Consider the following 16,440-nt stretch of genomic DNA (forward strand, 5'->3'; position numbering starts at 1 on the left):
GGCGAGCTTCACTGTGCGTTTCGCCATGTGCTTTCGCCGTGCGCTTTCGCCGGGCGCTTCGCCATGCGATTCGTCGTTGCACCCGTCCAGCTCAGGATCACAGGTGGAAAAACGTATCTTAATTGGCCCATTTCGGAGGGATGTACGGAAGCAAGTGGATAAACTACATCTGCTATTGTGCGTTTTCGCTGCTTGGGGTGAAATCGGAGAATTTAAGTGCTGTTTATACAACTGTTGCCGCCGCAGGGTCCCATCGCCCATCAACAAGTGTACAAAATCCAACTATTTCCGGTATCGTGCCAGCGAGAAATAGTTGGATCATGGTGAGGGCGCTACCCTAAGGAGAGCCTTCCCTGAACCTGGCCGGAGTGACTCCATGGTAATTACGAAAGGTCTGGATAAAATAGGTCGAGCTTCTGTAGCCCAGCTTCTTATAGATATCTACGATCTTCATATTCGTTGTACTCAGCAGCTCGACGGCTTTGTCCATTCTCACCTGCGTGATGTACCGGATGAGACTTTGGCCTGTCTCCTTTTTGAATAAATAACTGAGGTAACTGGGGGTCAAATAGACCCTCTCCGCAATGCCCTCCAAAGAGAGATCCTGATCGTATTCCTTGTCGATTACATCTGTAATGGTCCGGATCAGCTTGAGATTGGCGGCCTTCTTCGGGCTCACTCCGCTGCCGTTATCCATGAGGGACAGAATCGCAAACATGTGATCCTTCAAGTCCTGAAGGGAAACGGTCTTATGAATTTGGTCCAGGTAATGATTCATTTCCAGCGGCTCATGGTTTTTCTCTCTCGATACCACCTTTTTCATAATTTCCGAGCAGATGAACTTGGTGTACAGGGATGAGAATTGCCCTTTGGTTCTCAGGTAGGTGAACAGCAGCTCTATACTGTATTTCGCACCGGTAAAATCGTTATACTCCAGACACTGGTAGACCTTATCCAGAATCGGATTCAATTCGATCTCGTCAAACCCCGCTTGCTCAAAGGGTTCATCGGCAAATAGAAGAGTGTACTCATCCATGAAAAATTTGAATTCCAGCATCTGCTCCATCTCGGTATAGGCATCATATAACTGCTCCGGCTGATTCACCGCTCTGCCGATCACCAGACCCACATTCAGCTCCAGGCTCCCGGCGGCGGCGCGGATAATCTGATCTCCAAGCAGCCTCAGCGTCTCTTTGGGGATGGGACGGGGGTGCTTGATGAACAGCATGCTTTGATGCTCGCTCAAGTTCACATAATCGAAGGCATAGCTGAGGTTATCGTGTAACAGCCGAATGAATTCATCATTGTGAATATCAAAAAACTTCCGGCGGCAATCCACCAGAATCATATGCAGCCAATGCTTGTGATGGACATATTCCAGCAGCTCCGGGGACATCCATGCCTCTGTATTGATTTTCACACCGTTTAGGGAGTCCAGCAGCATTTTCTCCTTCTCATACAGCAGCCCCCGGTTATATCCCTCCACCAGTTGTTCGTTCCGCAATTTCTCTGCCGCTTTGTCTTCACAGGCCCTGATCGCCTCGTTAATCACACTGAGAAACTCCGGGATATGAACCGGCTTGAGCAAATAATTCGATATGTTGGTCCGCAAGGCTCTTCTCGCGTATTCAAACTCATGGTAAGCGCTGAAGATGATCATTTCAATATCCAGACCCAGGCTGCTAACCTTCTCCGACAACTCCAGTCCATCCATAAAAGGCATCTTGATATCTGTAATCAGAATATCAATTTTGTGCTTCCCGAGGATCTCCAGCGCAATCTCGCCATTCGCCGCAAGGAGTGTCTCCAGCTCCAGATGGTGATCCTGTATTAATTGCTGAATGCCCTCTCTCTCAATGCGTTCGTCATCCACAATCAGAATACGGTACACAGCGCACGCCTCCCTTTTTTACACAAGGCTCATTTCAATATTGATGGACTTGTATTTCTTCTGCTCTGGGATTGCCGTGACTCCAGAGAATATTTGGCCCTCCGGCCGCTGTTGTCTGCAGATTTCTTGAATTTAACCCGCTGTTCGCGGTGGAAATCCGCAGACAAAGGCGGACGCTATCGCTCCTACAGTTCCAAAATTCTCCTCCGTCACTTTTCCCTGTCTGTATTTTTTCCAAGTTCAATCTATATAGCTTGAAGCCTATAAATTAGACAAAAAAAGGGCTTCTCTATGATAGATTCAGCCCTTCTTCTGCGTGCCGGATTTATATGGTTCTAAACGCAACCGTGCCTGCATTGGCACTGTGGCACAACTGAATAGCTTGCTCTGCCGTATCCGCTTCGCTTCCCCATTGCAGCATATACCGGAATTCGTAGAATCCCCCCAGGGTGGCCTTGAAGTTCGTCTCCCAGTAATTGGTCAGCACCCAGGCATATAACGAGGTATGGCCGTTCTCTTCCTGTTGGCCCTGCACCAGTCTTGGGCCGTATTCCAAAGACCCGGTCTGCATCAGCGGCGTATCCGGGGTCGCAATGGACAGCCCGCCTTGAGGAGATATAACCGCAAGCCCTTCCTGAATACAATAGAAATCTGTACAGGTGCCCGGGATCTGATCCATTCCCGGCCTTAGGACAGCCCCGGCCTTCTCGAACCACAGCTCACTGCTGCCGCCTGCACTAAAGGGGAGGGCGATGTACACATTCTCCGGGTCCCACACACTATCCTTGTGGATGCGGACGGAGACATCGACTCTCTTCCGGTCCTTGAACACCTTCAGGAATAACGAATAGTGGCTCATCCCTTGAACCTGATACTTCAATTCAATGATGCCATACACCGGGCCATTCGTTATTTCCTTCACGCCTGAGAGGACACCCACCGAACGCTGAACATTCATGCCTTTGCGGTTCCTGCCCATGATTCTCCGCACGGTCATCTGATCGTCACCGCCGCCGGGGGTCACTTCATACACCGGAGTGAAGGCTCCGTGAGCCTGACGGGGATCAATGAATTCCTGGCCTGTTTGTGTATCCATCCAGGAGACGATGCCTTCTCCGGCTCTCCACGCAATTCGTACGTAAGGCGATTCTATGTGGTTTTCCGTGATGAACAGCCGGGGGGTCTCCTCCTGCACAGGAGGGAAGATATCCCGAATATCATGAATCCGGTCGGCTCCCCGCAAGCGGGTGCTGCTCGTCGTCACCGGGACGGTCTTCGAGGCCTCCCGGATACTGAACCGCTTCTCTTCCTTCGCCCCCAGCTTGACCATGACCGCAATCTGGTATCCTCTGCTGACCTTCTCCTGCTGATGGTGGACCACTTCTCCGCTCTGCTCATCGACCACCTCAAGCCCCTGCCGGAAATAATCCGCTTCCCACTGCTCCTCCAGATAGAAATGAGCCAGATCCTCTACGGGGTAATCGAAGGAATTGATCACTTTATAGGTGAATGCTCGGTCTGCCCGCAGCAGCACATCGCCCCGCGCCTTCAGTACCGTATCCAGCGAGGCATGAACGAGTCTGCTGGCATTGGCGGCATACGCCTCTTTGCGGACGGCAAGCTCCTGCACCATGATGTGCCAGGGCTCCGAGATGGAGGAGTGATATCCCCAGGTATGCTCGGCATACATCATTAATTGCTGCTCTGCCTGGGCAATATCGCTTGACGCCGCCAGCTTGCGCTCCGGGTCCAGCCGCTTGACGACGTCCAGGGTTCGCTGGGCATTCCTGAAGATCTGGGTGTGCATCGCGGTTGATGCCACGCCATCGGACCACCAGTCCGGCCAGTCCCCGCTATAGACAGGAATCTCGGCCTCCTGCTGCCGCAACAGGTCGAAGTACCGGTTAAGCGTTGTCATTTCAATCTCAACACGGTCCCCGTGCTTCTCATTCCATTCCTTGATGAAGGTTATGATTCCGGGGTTCGGCGCCGAGTTATCCCGCAGCAGCCCCATGACATTCACCAATACAAAATCGTAGGGATACTGCTCCTTCTCCAGCTGATCCAGATAGCGGGCAATCCGGGTCTCGGCCAGCTTCCAGTGATCCTTGGAGATGCCCCATACCGGGTCTTCGTCTTTGATGGTATAAGATAATGCCCCATCCGGATTGATCCCCAGATCATTCCCCATCATGTAATGCTCGCCGCTCCACACCAGCAGGCGGTTGCCTTTGGGCGTCTCCCAATAAAAGGGGAATTGCTTGCGTCCGATGGCAAACATTCCATGATGCGTGTGGATAGAAGACAGCAGATTCTCGACTCCCGCATCAGCCAAGGCCTGCGCGTAACCCCAGCTATATCCATTAATATCTGCAGTCATGGCCGACTTCACTTGAAGCCCCAGCGGCCGGGCGAATTGCCCTGCCCGTGCAAGCATATTGCCCAGCAGCTCGAAATTGATCAGTTCCGTCATATTCAAGTAGGTGCCCGATAGCTCAATATCCCCGCGTCTGAGCGCGGCTGCAAATTGTTCCTTCTCCTCTTCCGTGGCTTCCTCCAAGAATTTCTCCACGGCCCAGAAGGTCTCGCAGGTCCATTTAAAGCCCGACCATTCCTTACGGTCCTCCGTCTGAGCCGCCTCACAGATCGCAATGGCCTGCCTGATGAAGTCCACGTGATATTGCTCGATCTTCTCTTGCCGCTCGGTGTAGCCAATATCCGTATGGGAATGATGAATCACATAAATCGTCCATTTCTTCTTGTTGTTCATGCTTGATTCTCCAATCAATATGGCATTTTATTTTTTACATTTTCATTATATCCAGCAGGCCAAATGGAAGGATATCCTACTTTTTTTTGAAACATATCAGATTCTTGAGGGTTGGGTTATACAGGCAGCCCCCACACTTCAAGCTCAAAGATCCGCGCCTGAAAATCATTCTGGGCCGGATAAGTAATATATAGTCTGATATATCTGAACGAACAGCCGTCAACCTCATGCATGGTTAAGACAGACTCATTATTCCGTACAGCCGCTATCTGCTCCCACTGCTCTGTGTCGTTGCTTCCCTGAAGCTCATAATCCATCGTGATATAACCGGGGGCAGGCGAATGCCTGATCACAACTTTCCTAATCTCTCTCTGCTTCAGCAGATCCAGCAGCAGCCAATGGACGGGCTGGGCGGTGTCCGAATGCCAGGAATCCGTGACCCAATTCTCCCATCTGCCATTCACCGCCTGGCTGGCTTGACAGACGGTCGCCGGGTCAAGGCTATACTCACTATCCGCCGACACCGCAGCACAAGCCGCATAATTCGTCCAAGCGTGTGCGGCATTGTGAGCCTCTTGCTCCTTATGGTGATATGCGAGCAGCTTGCCCAGCAGAGAGAACAGCTCCGTATCCAGTTGTCTAATCTCCTCTGTAAGCTGAAGAATTCTATCCGGCGGCATCAGCTTCCGTCTCAGCGTATCCGCGTGCCAGCTGGAGATCAGATGGTATCTGAATTTGATATATTGATCCCGGAACCCGCCGAATATCTGCCCCCATTCTTCATGAGAGGATAACCAGGGCAGCGCCTTCTCGAAGATATCGAACATGATGATCGCCGAGCCGTGATAACTCCTGCGCATGGTTTCAAATTCAACCGCAATGGCATTTGCGTCATTAAGCCCCTCCATAAGAGAGACATTGTCATTGAACCGTTCCACGGCTTCGATCAAATGACTGGAACGATTTTTATTGGACTCCACGAAATCCTCAACCAGCTCCAGATAGCTGTGAACCTCCGGTTTGCCTATTTTCGCTACGCTGAACAGCTTGTTATAACAATAATTCCTGATTTCCTTAAAAGAAGCATTGGATTTATTCCAGATATCCGCTATCAATTCCTCGGTCAGCTGCAGCTTGAAGAAAGGCTCCCCCTTCATCACATTCAAGGTGACCTCCTTGTTCAGCTGATTCTCCCGGATCACGAACAGCCTTCTGGCAGAATCATATTCCGTGATTAGAAAGGCATGATCATCAACGACCGTCCTGTATTGGCTCAAAAAAAACAGATCGTTGTAGTTGGCAATCATCACGACCGGGCACTGCTGATCAATGTTCATGCGAATCGCCGGCAGAAGCTCAGCAGCATCCGAGACCTCAGTTACCTTAAGGGTTAGTCCCAGCTTGTTAAGAATAGTGCGCCTGGAGGCCACCCAGTCTCCGCCCGCTGCCTCTCCCCAATTCATCATCACTGCATACAAAAAGGTATAGTAGAAGTAATTCTCATACTGATGAAAGCCCGCGGCACCCGCCATAGGCAAATCCACACAATTGGAGTGCATGGTCCGGTAGCCCTCGCTGTAATAGTCCATCTCCAGGGCTACTAACATACGAGATCCTGTGAATCAATATATTCTCTCCACTTCTGAAGACTGTATAGTTTATCTATATCAAGAAATTCCGGGCTCACCTCTATTGAGAAATACTCTTCCAGGACCACCGCAAAATGAATAAACAGCAAAGAATCCATGCCATAACCTCGCAAATCCGCGTCCATACCTGCATTCTTCAGGCGGGGAGAACCGCCGGGCAATTGAGCGAGCAGCTTACGCAGCTCCTGTTCTCGGTCATCCAACATTCACAGCCTCCCCGTCCGGTCTATCTTCCAGGGGAGGCTGCCCGGCATGCTTCTTCCTGGCAAGCTCATAGATGGCGTTCATGGTTGCCACCCGTTCATAGGATTCAGATAAGGGAATGTTCTCTCTTGTGCCCCCAAGCACCTCAGCCAAAAACTTAAGCTGGTTCATATAGTAATTCTGCGGAGAGTATACAAGCTTGTCTGTTGTTCCCGCTTCCGTATGTTCAACCTGAATAATGATCTTATAATCCCCATAGCAAGGCTTAAAAAAGCCGCTGATCCTTACCTTGGCCCGCTCAAACTCCAGCCAGTGGGTGGCATTGTTCGGCATTTCGAAGGAACCCAGGAATTCCACCTCGACGCCCCCCTCATATTGCAGCGCCGCATGAAAGGTCCAATCACATTGATTGATACCGGAGAAGGTCGAGAATCCGTCCAGTGTCTGCGGCTTCAAGCCGATGACCTTTTGGATAAACTGCAGCCAGTACGAGCATTCGTCGATGAAGCAGCCGCCACCGTACTCCGGCTTGAACCGGTAATTATCCGCGCTGTAGTTGCTTTGCAGAATTTCAAAGGAGATCCGGGTTTTGATTTTTTTCAGTTTGCCGTAGGTTTCAGCAGTGATCATGTCTGTTATATCCTGCTGCCACGAATGATGCTGGACCATTAGCGCTTCAAGGACATGCACACCCTGTTCCCTGGCCCGTTCATTGATGAACAGAACCTCATCGGCATGCAAGGCTATCGGTTTTTCAATCAAGACATGCTTGCCAGCCTCAATCGCCCTCAGCGTCCATTCCTTATGCAGGAAATTGGATAACGGAATATAGACCACATCAATGTCCGCCGACGCCAGCAGCTTATCGTAGCTTTCGTACACATGCGGAATCTGATGCTTCAGCGCATAGGCTGTAGACCGGTCCAAATCACGCGAAGCTACACCATACGTTACAAATTGATCAAGCTCCCTGACCGGATTAATGATCGAGAATGGAGCGATTGTGGAGCAGCCCAAAATTCCAATCCGATATGGCTTCTGAGTATTCATATCCTTACCTCCTGTGATTCCGGATATCTAGCCGCCTGAGCTGTTGTAATTACGAATCGCTTTGGACCAGATCCATCTCGTGATTCCCAGCAGCAGGATGGGAGACAGAATGGCCCAGAGGAAGAGGCCCGGATGTAACCGGTCCAGCACGAATAAGGGTGAGAAGTTAGTAATCAATAGAACTGGGATAACAAATATCCCTATTCGCTGTATCCATTTGGAGTAAATCATCATTGGCATGTTATTCAGCTCAAACAGGCCGTTGGAGATGTCATTGACAGCAGCAATCTGAATAAACCAAAACGATAATAATTGCGGGATCAGGAACAAGGTGTAGGTCACGAACAGCCCCAGCACAAGGAAGCAGATGAACCCGCCTATTGAAGCGGCATCGGCCGGAAGCCCCAGTCTTCTCCAGCCCACCACAATCATGGTCACTCCGCCCAGCACATTCGGAATCGCCAGACCAAAGTCCACATTCCGTAAAGTCATCATAAATTGCAGGGAAATCGGCTTGGTTAGCAAAATATCAAGTGACCCGGTTCTTACATGCTCCGGGATCTGCACGAAGTTGATGGCAAACAGTCCCCAATATAACCCCGTCATCAAGGTATAGGTGCCAATAAACAGCAATATCGCGTCAATGGGTACGCCATCCAGCGTTAATCCCGCCTCATAGACAATAATCACATACAGGAATTTGGCGAACAGATAGGAGGTCTCCACCAGCAGGCCCATCAGAAAATTAACTCTATATTCCATTTGGGACATCAGGGAATTTTTGATGAACAAGCTGTATATGAAACCGTACTTCCGGAGTGATCTGAGCATCGGGTTCCCTTAACCCCCTACGGCAATATATTTCTTGATCGCCACTTTCCAGATATAGCGCGTAAGCAACAGAAGGAGTCCAATCCATAACAGTTGAAGCTCTATCACATGCAGCGTCTGAAGCAGGGTCAGCTTGCCGTTGATTACATTCACCGGCATGTAGATCGTATACTTGAACGGCAGGTAATCGAAGACAGCCAGCCATGTCGCCCCAAAAATATCGAGCGGGAAAATCCCGCCGCTAAAGATCTGAATCAATAACGCTGTAACATGAAAAAAATAAGAGACATCGTTTAACCAGAACGCAATCGCACTGACCGAGAATGAGATCATGAAATTAAGCACAACCGCCAGTATAAGCACGATACCAAAAACCAGTATACGTGATACGCTGATTGGCGCTTTGAAGTAATACACCATGAACTGCACCACGCCCAGCAGCATGATTAACGTAATGGCAAACGAGAGGACCTTCCCGCCAAGGTAGACACATATTTTATAAGGAAAATAACCGATCGGCCGCACCAGATATTTATTGAGCCCCCCGCTCTTGATATCATGGTTAATGTCATATTCCAGACCCGTAGCCACCAGCCGCGAGATCAGGGCAGCTACGATGGTATAGACGATCATCTGCTGGTAGGTATAGCCATATAAGTTCATATTGGAGGCATGGCTGTATACCGCCTTCCACAGGAAGAGCTGGATGAAGATAGGGAAGAAGAGACTGGCAAAACCCATAAAAAAGTTAAAGCGGTATTCCATGGAGTTCTGGATTCCCAGCGAAAAGCTGACGGCAAATTTATTGTTCATCCGCGCGGCTCCGGCTGTTCATATAAACGTGCAATGGCTTCTTCCAGCGGAATGTCCTCCAGATTCAGATCAATGACGGGAAAGTGATCCATGGCCATTCTGGAATACTCCTTAAACTTCGCACGCTCCACTTCGAGAATGACCTCATAGCCGCTATATTCTTTAATAGAACCCATAACGGCCAGATCCTTCCGCTCAACGATGGCCGAGAAGGTCAGCTTCATCCGTTTCTTCTCATTCATAACCTCATTGATTTTGCGGATCTCCCCGTCATACACCAGCTTGCCCTGATTGATCACGATGGTCCGCTTACACAGGTCTTCAATATCCTTCATGTAGTGGCTTGTGAGCAGCAGCGTCGTGCGGAATTCATGATTGTAAGCCTTGAGGAACTCGCGGATGTTCTTCTGTGACACCAGATCCAGGCCAATCGTCGGCTCATCCAGAAAAATAATCCGGGGCCGGTGCAGCAAAGCAGCGATCAGCTCCATCTTCATCCGTTCACCCAGGGACAGTCTTCTTACCTGCACATGCAGCAGGTGTCTGACATCCATCAGCGTCACTAACTCGTCAAGGGTATCCTTATACTTCTGATCGCTGATTTCATAAATACATTTGTTTAGATACAGGGAATCACTTGCCGGCAGATCCAGCCACAGCTGGTTTTTTTGGCCCATGACAATGGAAAATTGCTTCTTGAAGTCATTTTTCCGTTCCCAAGGCGTGTAGCCCAGCACCTCCGCACTGCCATCAGTCGGATAAAGAATACCGGAGAGCATTTTCAAAGTGGTGGTTTTGCCTGCTCCGTTCGGACCCAGAAACGCAACCATCTCGCCTTCGTTAATATCAAACGAGACCTTGTTCACGGCATCCTTGGTTAATTTCTCCCTGTGGAACAGATTTTTGACGGAGTTTCTGATTCCCGTTTCTTTTTTGTAGTAGTCAAAGGACTTGCTTAACTGATCCACATGAATGACCATACCGGCATCCCTACTTTGCAATGGTTATCAATCTTAGGAACGGGCTGTACCTCTTGATATGCTCCGGCTGCAGACAAAAGATATTCTGCGCCGTAAGCTCCGCAGCGTTATCCAGCTCCACAAGCTCCTCTGCGGACAGTTGAAAGAGCTGATACTGATACTGCTTCAAAAACCGGAATACATCACTTATCGAATTCCCGAACCGTAAAGCCAAAACTTCCGTCGCTTCTAGCATGAGCATGGGCTTCTCATGATGCTGTAAATACTGTTCCATTCCCTGTAATGCTTTTAATTCGCCGCCTTCAATATCCATTTTGATCAGGTCAATATGGCTGATATGCTGCTGCTGAATGTACGTATCCAGAGTCTGCACCCGGCAACGGTAGGTTTCATGCTGCAAGGCCGGGTCAATAATTAACGCAGCATCCTCTGATCCGCTTTTTACAGGCAGATAGATCTCCGCTTCCCCGTTATAGTCAGACAACGCAAGCTGATTTAGAACTACGTTCTGCAGCTTGTTTAAGTGGATGTTTCTTGCCAGTTCAGAGAAGGTGGGGCTTACCGGCTCAAAGCTATGAACTCTGCCCTTATGCCCCACCGCTTGTGCGAATAACGTCGAATACCATCCATAATTCGCCCCGATATCAAACACTTCAAATCCTTCACGGATCAGTATGGACAACAACCGGCTCTCCTCGCGCTCCACAAATCCATCCCGCATGAGAAAACCTAGATTGTTCAAGTGCCCGAGATCCCAATGAAACCCTCTTCCGTCTGTAAGCCTGATCCGGGTCTCATCCTTATGAATCTCAATCTGCTCCACCTGCTCTTTCAGCGCCCGTCTAAGCAATTGGACAGCCTCGACCCTCTTCTTCCAGAACATCCGCTGGATCTGCTCGTACCTGGTTTCTTCCGGCATCATCGGCCTCCTGTTGCATAGGAATGTAAATAAGCCAGCTCATCCTCCGCAAGCTGCTTCAGCTGCTTCACGGTAGCCGTTACCCCTCTGTCCACGCTTATCGTCATCTTCATAAAGCTCACTTCAAGCTTCCTCCAGGCTGAGCCGAGGTGAGCAACATCCATGGTGCTGCAGGTGCCGAAATGCCTGAACCGCGATAGAGCAATCGTACGGATGCAGCCAAACCGTTGTTTGAACACTGGGTTATCCATTAAATTCTCCGTCCCCCTATAAGCTCCAATATCCATGATCCGTTCCGAAATTCGGGCAAAGGCGCGGGGGAGCAGCTCTTCATAGGGCTGTGCAGTTAAGTAAGGCCGGATAGCGTTCAGGTCAGGATTTAGGCTGAGGGGCGGGCTAATTTCCATAACCGGTTCACTGAAGGTGCGCCAGGCCTGCTCCACGCAAGTTCTGTCTGCCAATAGGCTTGTTGCGAAATAAGGATCTGTAATTCTTAGGCTCTGATCGTCTGCCGCCTCAGCCAGCACATAATGCAGCATATGGCCTTTCCCGTAAAATTCCTTCATGTAAGGCACATAATAGGCGTCCACCGGCAGCAGATACATCTCTCCGCAATCCACCGAGTCTAAATGGCAAGGCTTCCCTTCAACCCCATAAGCGCGCCGGATGAAGCTAAACAGCTCATTCACCGGCACCGTACTGTCGAACCAGTCATAGCCTGCATAATAATTAATGGAGAAATTATACCTGTACAGCGGATTCGGATCGGCATGATGAACAGACAGCCATAATGTAATCGCATTCAACAAACAATCATAAGGGCCAAAGGGAACTGTCCAATCCGTCAGTTTGCGGCTCACAGTGGAATTCGTTATAGCCTCCATGCTTATTTTCCGTGAAGATACAGCAGAATGCATTTGGAGCATACCGGCATCAGGCCGCATTGCAGGGTTTCCCGGACCCTTTCAAAATTGTCGCCATCCCATATCTCTTTGAGATCCTGATCGGCCAGATTCCCCAGGGAGAACTCCGGAAATAATTTGCAGGCACTGACTTCACCGTCAGCCAGCACATCCAGTCTGGTGCGGATCGACAAGCATTGCGTCTTATTCTGGGCAGGCTTCTCTGAACCGAGTACAAAGTCCCGTACTTCATCCAGTTCGAGCGCGGGCTGATACCGTGTTCTTAAATTCCAGGTTCGCTGGTTAATCCTCTCCATCTGTGCAAGCAGCGAATCAATTCTGTCGGGCGAAATTTTATATTTAAACGAATGCCAGCTGTTGCGGTGCCCTTCCTCCAAATCATCCGCCAGCCACTTGAAATGCTCGTTGAAATAACGGTCCATATTATTCGATACTTCATCCGGCAAATACCACGGGAAGGTAATATACACCGAGTCAATCCCCTTATTCTCAAAAAACTCCACAAAATCATACAGCTTATCAATCATGACATCGCTGATCGTCAGATGGATGGAGATCTTCCCCTGGTAGATGCCCTCCTTCTCCAGCTCCAGCAGCTTATCAATGCCCGCCATCACCTTCTTGAAGGTGCCCTTTCCCCGGATCGCATCATTCTCCGCTTCGAAGCCTTCCAGACTGATCAGACAGACCAGACTTTTGGACATTTTGAGGATGGAATCCAGCTTCTCTATAATTTGAATGCCGTTGGTGCATAACACCGTCCATCTGGGGTCCTGCTCAAGCAGGTCGGCCAGTTCATTGAACCGGCTGTAGTACAGAGGCTCGCCTCCCCAAAGGAACATATTAGCGTTCGTTTCTTTGGTTTGCCGGAATACTTTCTCAATCACAGCGAAATCCAGTTCTTCTCTCTGCTCGGCTCTGCCTAGATCCCGGTGATACCCCTCAGCGTTCCATTCAAAGCAATGCTTGCAGCGCAGATTGCAGCCATTGGTTAATTTAAGCCCGACCTCGACCGGAAGATTCGTAGAATACGTAGGGTTAAGGTGAACCTGCTTGTGCGTGACCGACATATGCTTAATGGTTTTCTTTAACCGTTCAAAGGAATCCCGGTCGAGCACTACCGATGTTTGCGGCTGTCTCATGAAAGCACCTCCCATAATTTAACACCTGAGTTTTATAGCTTTTTATGTTCTCACTACATGCCTCCAAAATCTCAAGCGGACAGCCCATACTCATCCAGTGCTCATACCTTATGCCAAAACCCAGCCGCTCCCATAGCTCGGCGTTGCAGGCTTCATGCTCACCCAGCGGCTCCAGGAAAATAACCGGAGTGAAGGATTCCAGCGAATCCAGCAGGGTTCCTCCGCCCGGCTTGCTGATAATAGCCTTCGAGTTACAGATCAGCTGATAGAAGCTATGCTTCACCCCGGTATCCTCGTTAAAGCGCTGATGGATCACTTCACCGAACGGCGGCAGGGTATATTCATTCTCTTCGTTCTTCATCCAGGGCGACCAGCCCGGCTTCACCATATAGTAACGGTGGCCGGCTCCATAGGCCTGATCATCCGCCAGCTCATGAATGACGATGTTCAAATCCAAGGAGTGATTCAGCTCTGCTGCCGTCTCCTTGTAGGTCCCCATTCCCCAGCCACCGCCATGGATGACGAGCCGGTTGTCACGTTCCTTATAGTCCTTAGGGGCAGCATGACCCATGGAAATAGTGTAATTCACCCGCCCAGCCGCCCCGTCAAAAAGCCAGACATCGTTCACCGTAAACAGATCATTCCGGATATTGTTGGAATACAGCTTCCACGAAGGGGATATGACCGCATCCATATGAATCAGCTCCACATGGACATCCTTGCGGTAACTCTTCGCGTACTCTTCCAGAATGGGCATCCAAAACCCCGAGAAAACCATAAATACCCTCCGGTTCTCTTCAGCCCACTTGCCTAGAAGCCGGGTTACCAGCTGCGGGTCCAGATTCGGTGTGATATCCCTGATCATTCTGTGACCCAGCTTGGCTACATCAAACCTCGTAGAGAAAACCTTCTTGTTCTCGGTTAATTTCAGTCTGGTCCCGGGCGGATACAGGCTTTCCAGCACTTCCAGATCGGCCTCATAGTACCCGCTTAGCTCCTCACGTAACAGGACCGCAGGCGTATATACCCCCAAAGCGACAGATGAGCATAAAAGGGTAATCATTGGTCAGCTCCCTCTTTTCACAATAAAGACGGGTCAGTTATAAATCTTAATCGCCAGAGACTTCAAGACGTCCTTCACCTGGTGGATTAGCGTGAATGCTTCACTCACATCAAAGGTATAGGGAGCAGCTACATAAAGCTTCCCCTTCCGCCATTCAGACTCCCCCTCAGCGAATGCTGTATTACCTGAGCCGAACAGCGTGTTTGCCCCCAGCGGAATGATTCCTTGCCTGTTCTCTTGCGTAAACAACAATTTGTTGGCACCTAGAGCCTCGAGAATATGCAGCATGGTAACTTCCGTAGAGCAGCCTGCCGAGATAAAGGTCAAAAAGCTGAACATGGAATACTGCCGGACATATAGATTGACATGATGATTAATCAGCCCCATGGACTTTCTGGCGTTAATCTCAACGATGGGCACCAGCTCACCGCTTGCCAGCAGCATGGAATCTATACACACATCTCCGTGATAGCCTGTCTTAAATAAATCCTTGCAGGCTTCTTCCATGATGCTGAAATAATGGTTGTTCCAGAGCGCCTCGATAAACCCGGCATCGGCAGGATAGGAGCCTGAATAAGAGAAGGCGTCGTTTACCATCTTTTGAACAGAGATGTACTGCACATCCCCCTGCACTGTAATGAACAGCTGACAGGAGAAATCCTCCGTTTTATCAAACAGGGGTTCGATAATGAACTGTGTTTGTTTGCCTCGATTCTCTTGCTCTTGCAGATAGGCCGCAATTCTCTTCAGCATTCGCTCGCCCGAAATTAACATATTGCCTTTGCCTGAGACACCCAGCGGGTCCTTCACCAGCACTTGTCCGGTCTGTAGCAGCTGAAGCCCATAGGTGAGCAGTTCCTCAGAACTATCAGCTATAAAGGAACTATTGCGAATGCCCAATCGTTGTCTTAGTTCATGAGAATAAATCTTTGAATTCACTGCCCGAACTGTATCTAAGGAGGGAAACTGATTACCGAAATTGAACCTGCGCACTAACTCACTGGTATCGGACAGTATAGAATAGGGAGAGATCAGAGCCTCTTGCGGGAGTAGCTGCTGGTAGTAGCTTGCATCAGCCATTAGAAGATCGAACACATGCATTCTGTAGTCATCTGCATGAACGGGATTTCTGCAATGAACATGGGTGAAGGTATAGCCGAGCTGCGATAAATAGCTTCTAAGCTGCTCGTCCATGGGCTGCCGGGTGAACAGAATGTCCTGCTCCTTGCATAACGGAAACAACAATTCATCCATGCCCATCGTCACAGCTTGGCTGCTGCTCATAGAAGGAAGCATAGATCTATTCGGACTCCGCCACCACGCCTCGGAATCAAAGGTGCCTAGAACCACGGTTGGCTTCATAATGAAGCCCCCTTAAGAAGCAGTTTGCGTGGCTGTGATGAACCCCATGAAATCCCCGATCGACTGGAAATCCTCATAGGCAAAATGATCAAAATCAAACTCAATTTCAAATTCGTCTTCAATCCGGAGAATGAAATTAATCATCTGCAGGGAATCCAGACCTACCTCATTCACAATATCGGTGGCTTCAGTGGCCGTGAGCAACAGCTCTGGATTGTTCTTAATTTCACTCAAGATCCGCACAATGGTATCCTGCATATCACCGTTCTCCTCGCATCATGAATTTTAAATAAACGAATTGCTTACTAGTTATGATACAGCCTCAGGGTTCCGGCATCTAACTCACATTTTTATGATATGTATAGGATTTTTATTGGAATGATTACAGTGGGAAAAGAACTATATAGATTAAACTTGTAGTTTTACTAGTATGGGATTGCCGTGACTCCAGAGAATGTTTGGCCCTCCGGCCGCTGTTGTCTGCAGATTTCTTGATTGTATACCGCTGTTCGCGGTGGAAATCCGCAGACAAAGGCGGACGCTATCGCTCCTACAGTTCCAAAATTCCCCTCCGCCACTTTTCCCTGTCTTTCTATTTTCAAGTTCAACCTAAAAAGGATCTTAAAAAATAGACAAACAAAAACAGGTCCCTGCCGGCATAAATGCCAAGCAAGAACCTGTATTGTAAGCTATGATGCGGTCAAGAGGACTCGAACCTCCACGATATTGCTATCACTGGCACCTGAAGCCAGCGCGTCTGCCAATTCCGCCATGACCGCATATTATGTATTGCAGTGATTCAATCACCGTAATTAAGAATATACTCTCTTTGGCCGGGAATTG

14 protein-coding genes and 1 tRNA gene are annotated in these 16,440 nt (G+C 49.4%); all 15 read right to left on the minus strand.

Annotated features, from left to right (window positions below):
- Nucleotides 1-337: 337 nt before the first annotated feature.
- Nucleotides 338-1,891, minus strand: coding sequence for a response regulator transcription factor (locus tag MHH78_RS25270; RefSeq protein WP_341169202.1), 1,554 nt, complete (start codon nt 1,889-1,891; stop codon nt 338-340).
- Nucleotides 1,892-2,216: 325 nt separating this feature from the next.
- Nucleotides 2,217-4,661 (minus strand): glycoside hydrolase family 38 N-terminal domain-containing protein, encoded by a 2,445-nt coding sequence (locus MHH78_RS25275; RefSeq protein WP_341169203.1) that lies wholly within the window; start codon nt 4,659-4,661, stop codon nt 2,217-2,219.
- Nucleotides 4,662-4,777: 116 nt separating this feature from the next.
- On the minus strand, nt 4,778-6,268 hold the full coding sequence (locus tag MHH78_RS25280; protein ID WP_341169204.1) for a discoidin domain-containing protein: 1,491 nt from the start codon (nt 6,266-6,268) through the stop codon (nt 4,778-4,780).
- Nucleotides 6,262-6,516, minus strand: coding sequence for an acyl carrier protein (locus MHH78_RS25285; protein WP_341169205.1), 255 nt, complete (start codon nt 6,514-6,516; stop codon nt 6,262-6,264). The genes MHH78_RS25280 and MHH78_RS25285 overlap by 7 nt, the downstream gene beginning before the upstream one ends.
- Nucleotides 6,506-7,564: a Gfo/Idh/MocA family protein gene (locus MHH78_RS25290; protein WP_341169206.1), complete on the minus strand. Its 1,059-nt coding sequence runs from the start codon at nt 7,562-7,564 to the stop codon at nt 6,506-6,508. The genes MHH78_RS25285 and MHH78_RS25290 overlap by 11 nt, the downstream gene beginning before the upstream one ends.
- A gap of 27 nt (nt 7,565-7,591) precedes the next feature.
- The gene (locus MHH78_RS25295) at nt 7,592-8,326 is read right to left on the minus strand and encodes an ABC transporter permease (protein WP_341169207.1); all 735 of its coding nucleotides are present in this window, start codon (nt 8,324-8,326) and stop codon (nt 7,592-7,594) included.
- Between the two features lie 78 nt (nt 8,327-8,404).
- Complete coding sequence (locus MHH78_RS25300) at nt 8,405-9,208, minus strand: ABC transporter permease (protein ID WP_341169208.1); 804 nt, start codon at nt 9,206-9,208, stop codon at nt 8,405-8,407.
- Entirely contained in the window at nt 9,205-10,188 is a 984-nt protein-coding gene (locus tag MHH78_RS25305; RefSeq protein ID WP_341169209.1) for an ABC transporter ATP-binding protein, read from the minus strand. The genes MHH78_RS25300 and MHH78_RS25305 overlap by 4 nt, the downstream gene beginning before the upstream one ends.
- A gap of 10 nt (nt 10,189-10,198) precedes the next feature.
- Nucleotides 10,199-11,110 carry an FkbM family methyltransferase gene (locus MHH78_RS25310; RefSeq protein WP_341169210.1) on the minus strand — a complete coding sequence of 304 codons (912 nt, stop codon included), beginning with the start codon at nt 11,108-11,110 and terminating at the stop codon, nt 10,199-10,201.
- Nucleotides 11,107-11,991, minus strand: a complete 885-nt coding sequence (locus tag MHH78_RS25315; RefSeq protein WP_341169211.1) for a hypothetical protein — start codon at nt 11,989-11,991, stop codon at nt 11,107-11,109. The genes MHH78_RS25310 and MHH78_RS25315 overlap by 4 nt, the downstream gene beginning before the upstream one ends.
- Before the next feature lie 2 nt (nt 11,992-11,993).
- Complete coding sequence (locus MHH78_RS25320; RefSeq protein ID WP_341169212.1) at nt 11,994-13,172, minus strand: radical SAM protein; 1,179 nt, start codon at nt 13,170-13,172, stop codon at nt 11,994-11,996.
- The gene (locus MHH78_RS25325; RefSeq protein WP_341169213.1) at nt 13,126-14,235 is read right to left on the minus strand and encodes a hypothetical protein; all 1,110 of its coding nucleotides are present in this window, start codon (nt 14,233-14,235) and stop codon (nt 13,126-13,128) included. Before MHH78_RS25325 ends, MHH78_RS25320 begins: the two co-directional genes overlap by 47 nt.
- Before the next feature lie 33 nt (nt 14,236-14,268).
- The gene (locus tag MHH78_RS25330; RefSeq protein WP_341169214.1) at nt 14,269-15,597 is read right to left on the minus strand and encodes a hypothetical protein; all 1,329 of its coding nucleotides are present in this window, start codon (nt 15,595-15,597) and stop codon (nt 14,269-14,271) included.
- A 12-nt stretch (nt 15,598-15,609) separates the two neighbouring features.
- Nucleotides 15,610-15,855 (minus strand): acyl carrier protein, encoded by a 246-nt coding sequence (locus MHH78_RS25335; protein ID WP_076078321.1) that lies wholly within the window; start codon nt 15,853-15,855, stop codon nt 15,610-15,612.
- A 437-nt stretch (nt 15,856-16,292) separates the two neighbouring features.
- A tRNA-Leu gene (locus MHH78_RS25340) sits at nt 16,293-16,376 on the minus strand.
- Between the last annotated feature and the right edge of the window lie 64 nt (nt 16,377-16,440).

Source organism: Paenibacillus sp. FSL H3-0333 (assembly GCF_038002805.1).
GTDB classification, from domain to species: Bacteria; Bacillota; Bacilli; order Paenibacillales; family Paenibacillaceae; genus Paenibacillus_AQ; species Paenibacillus_AQ silagei.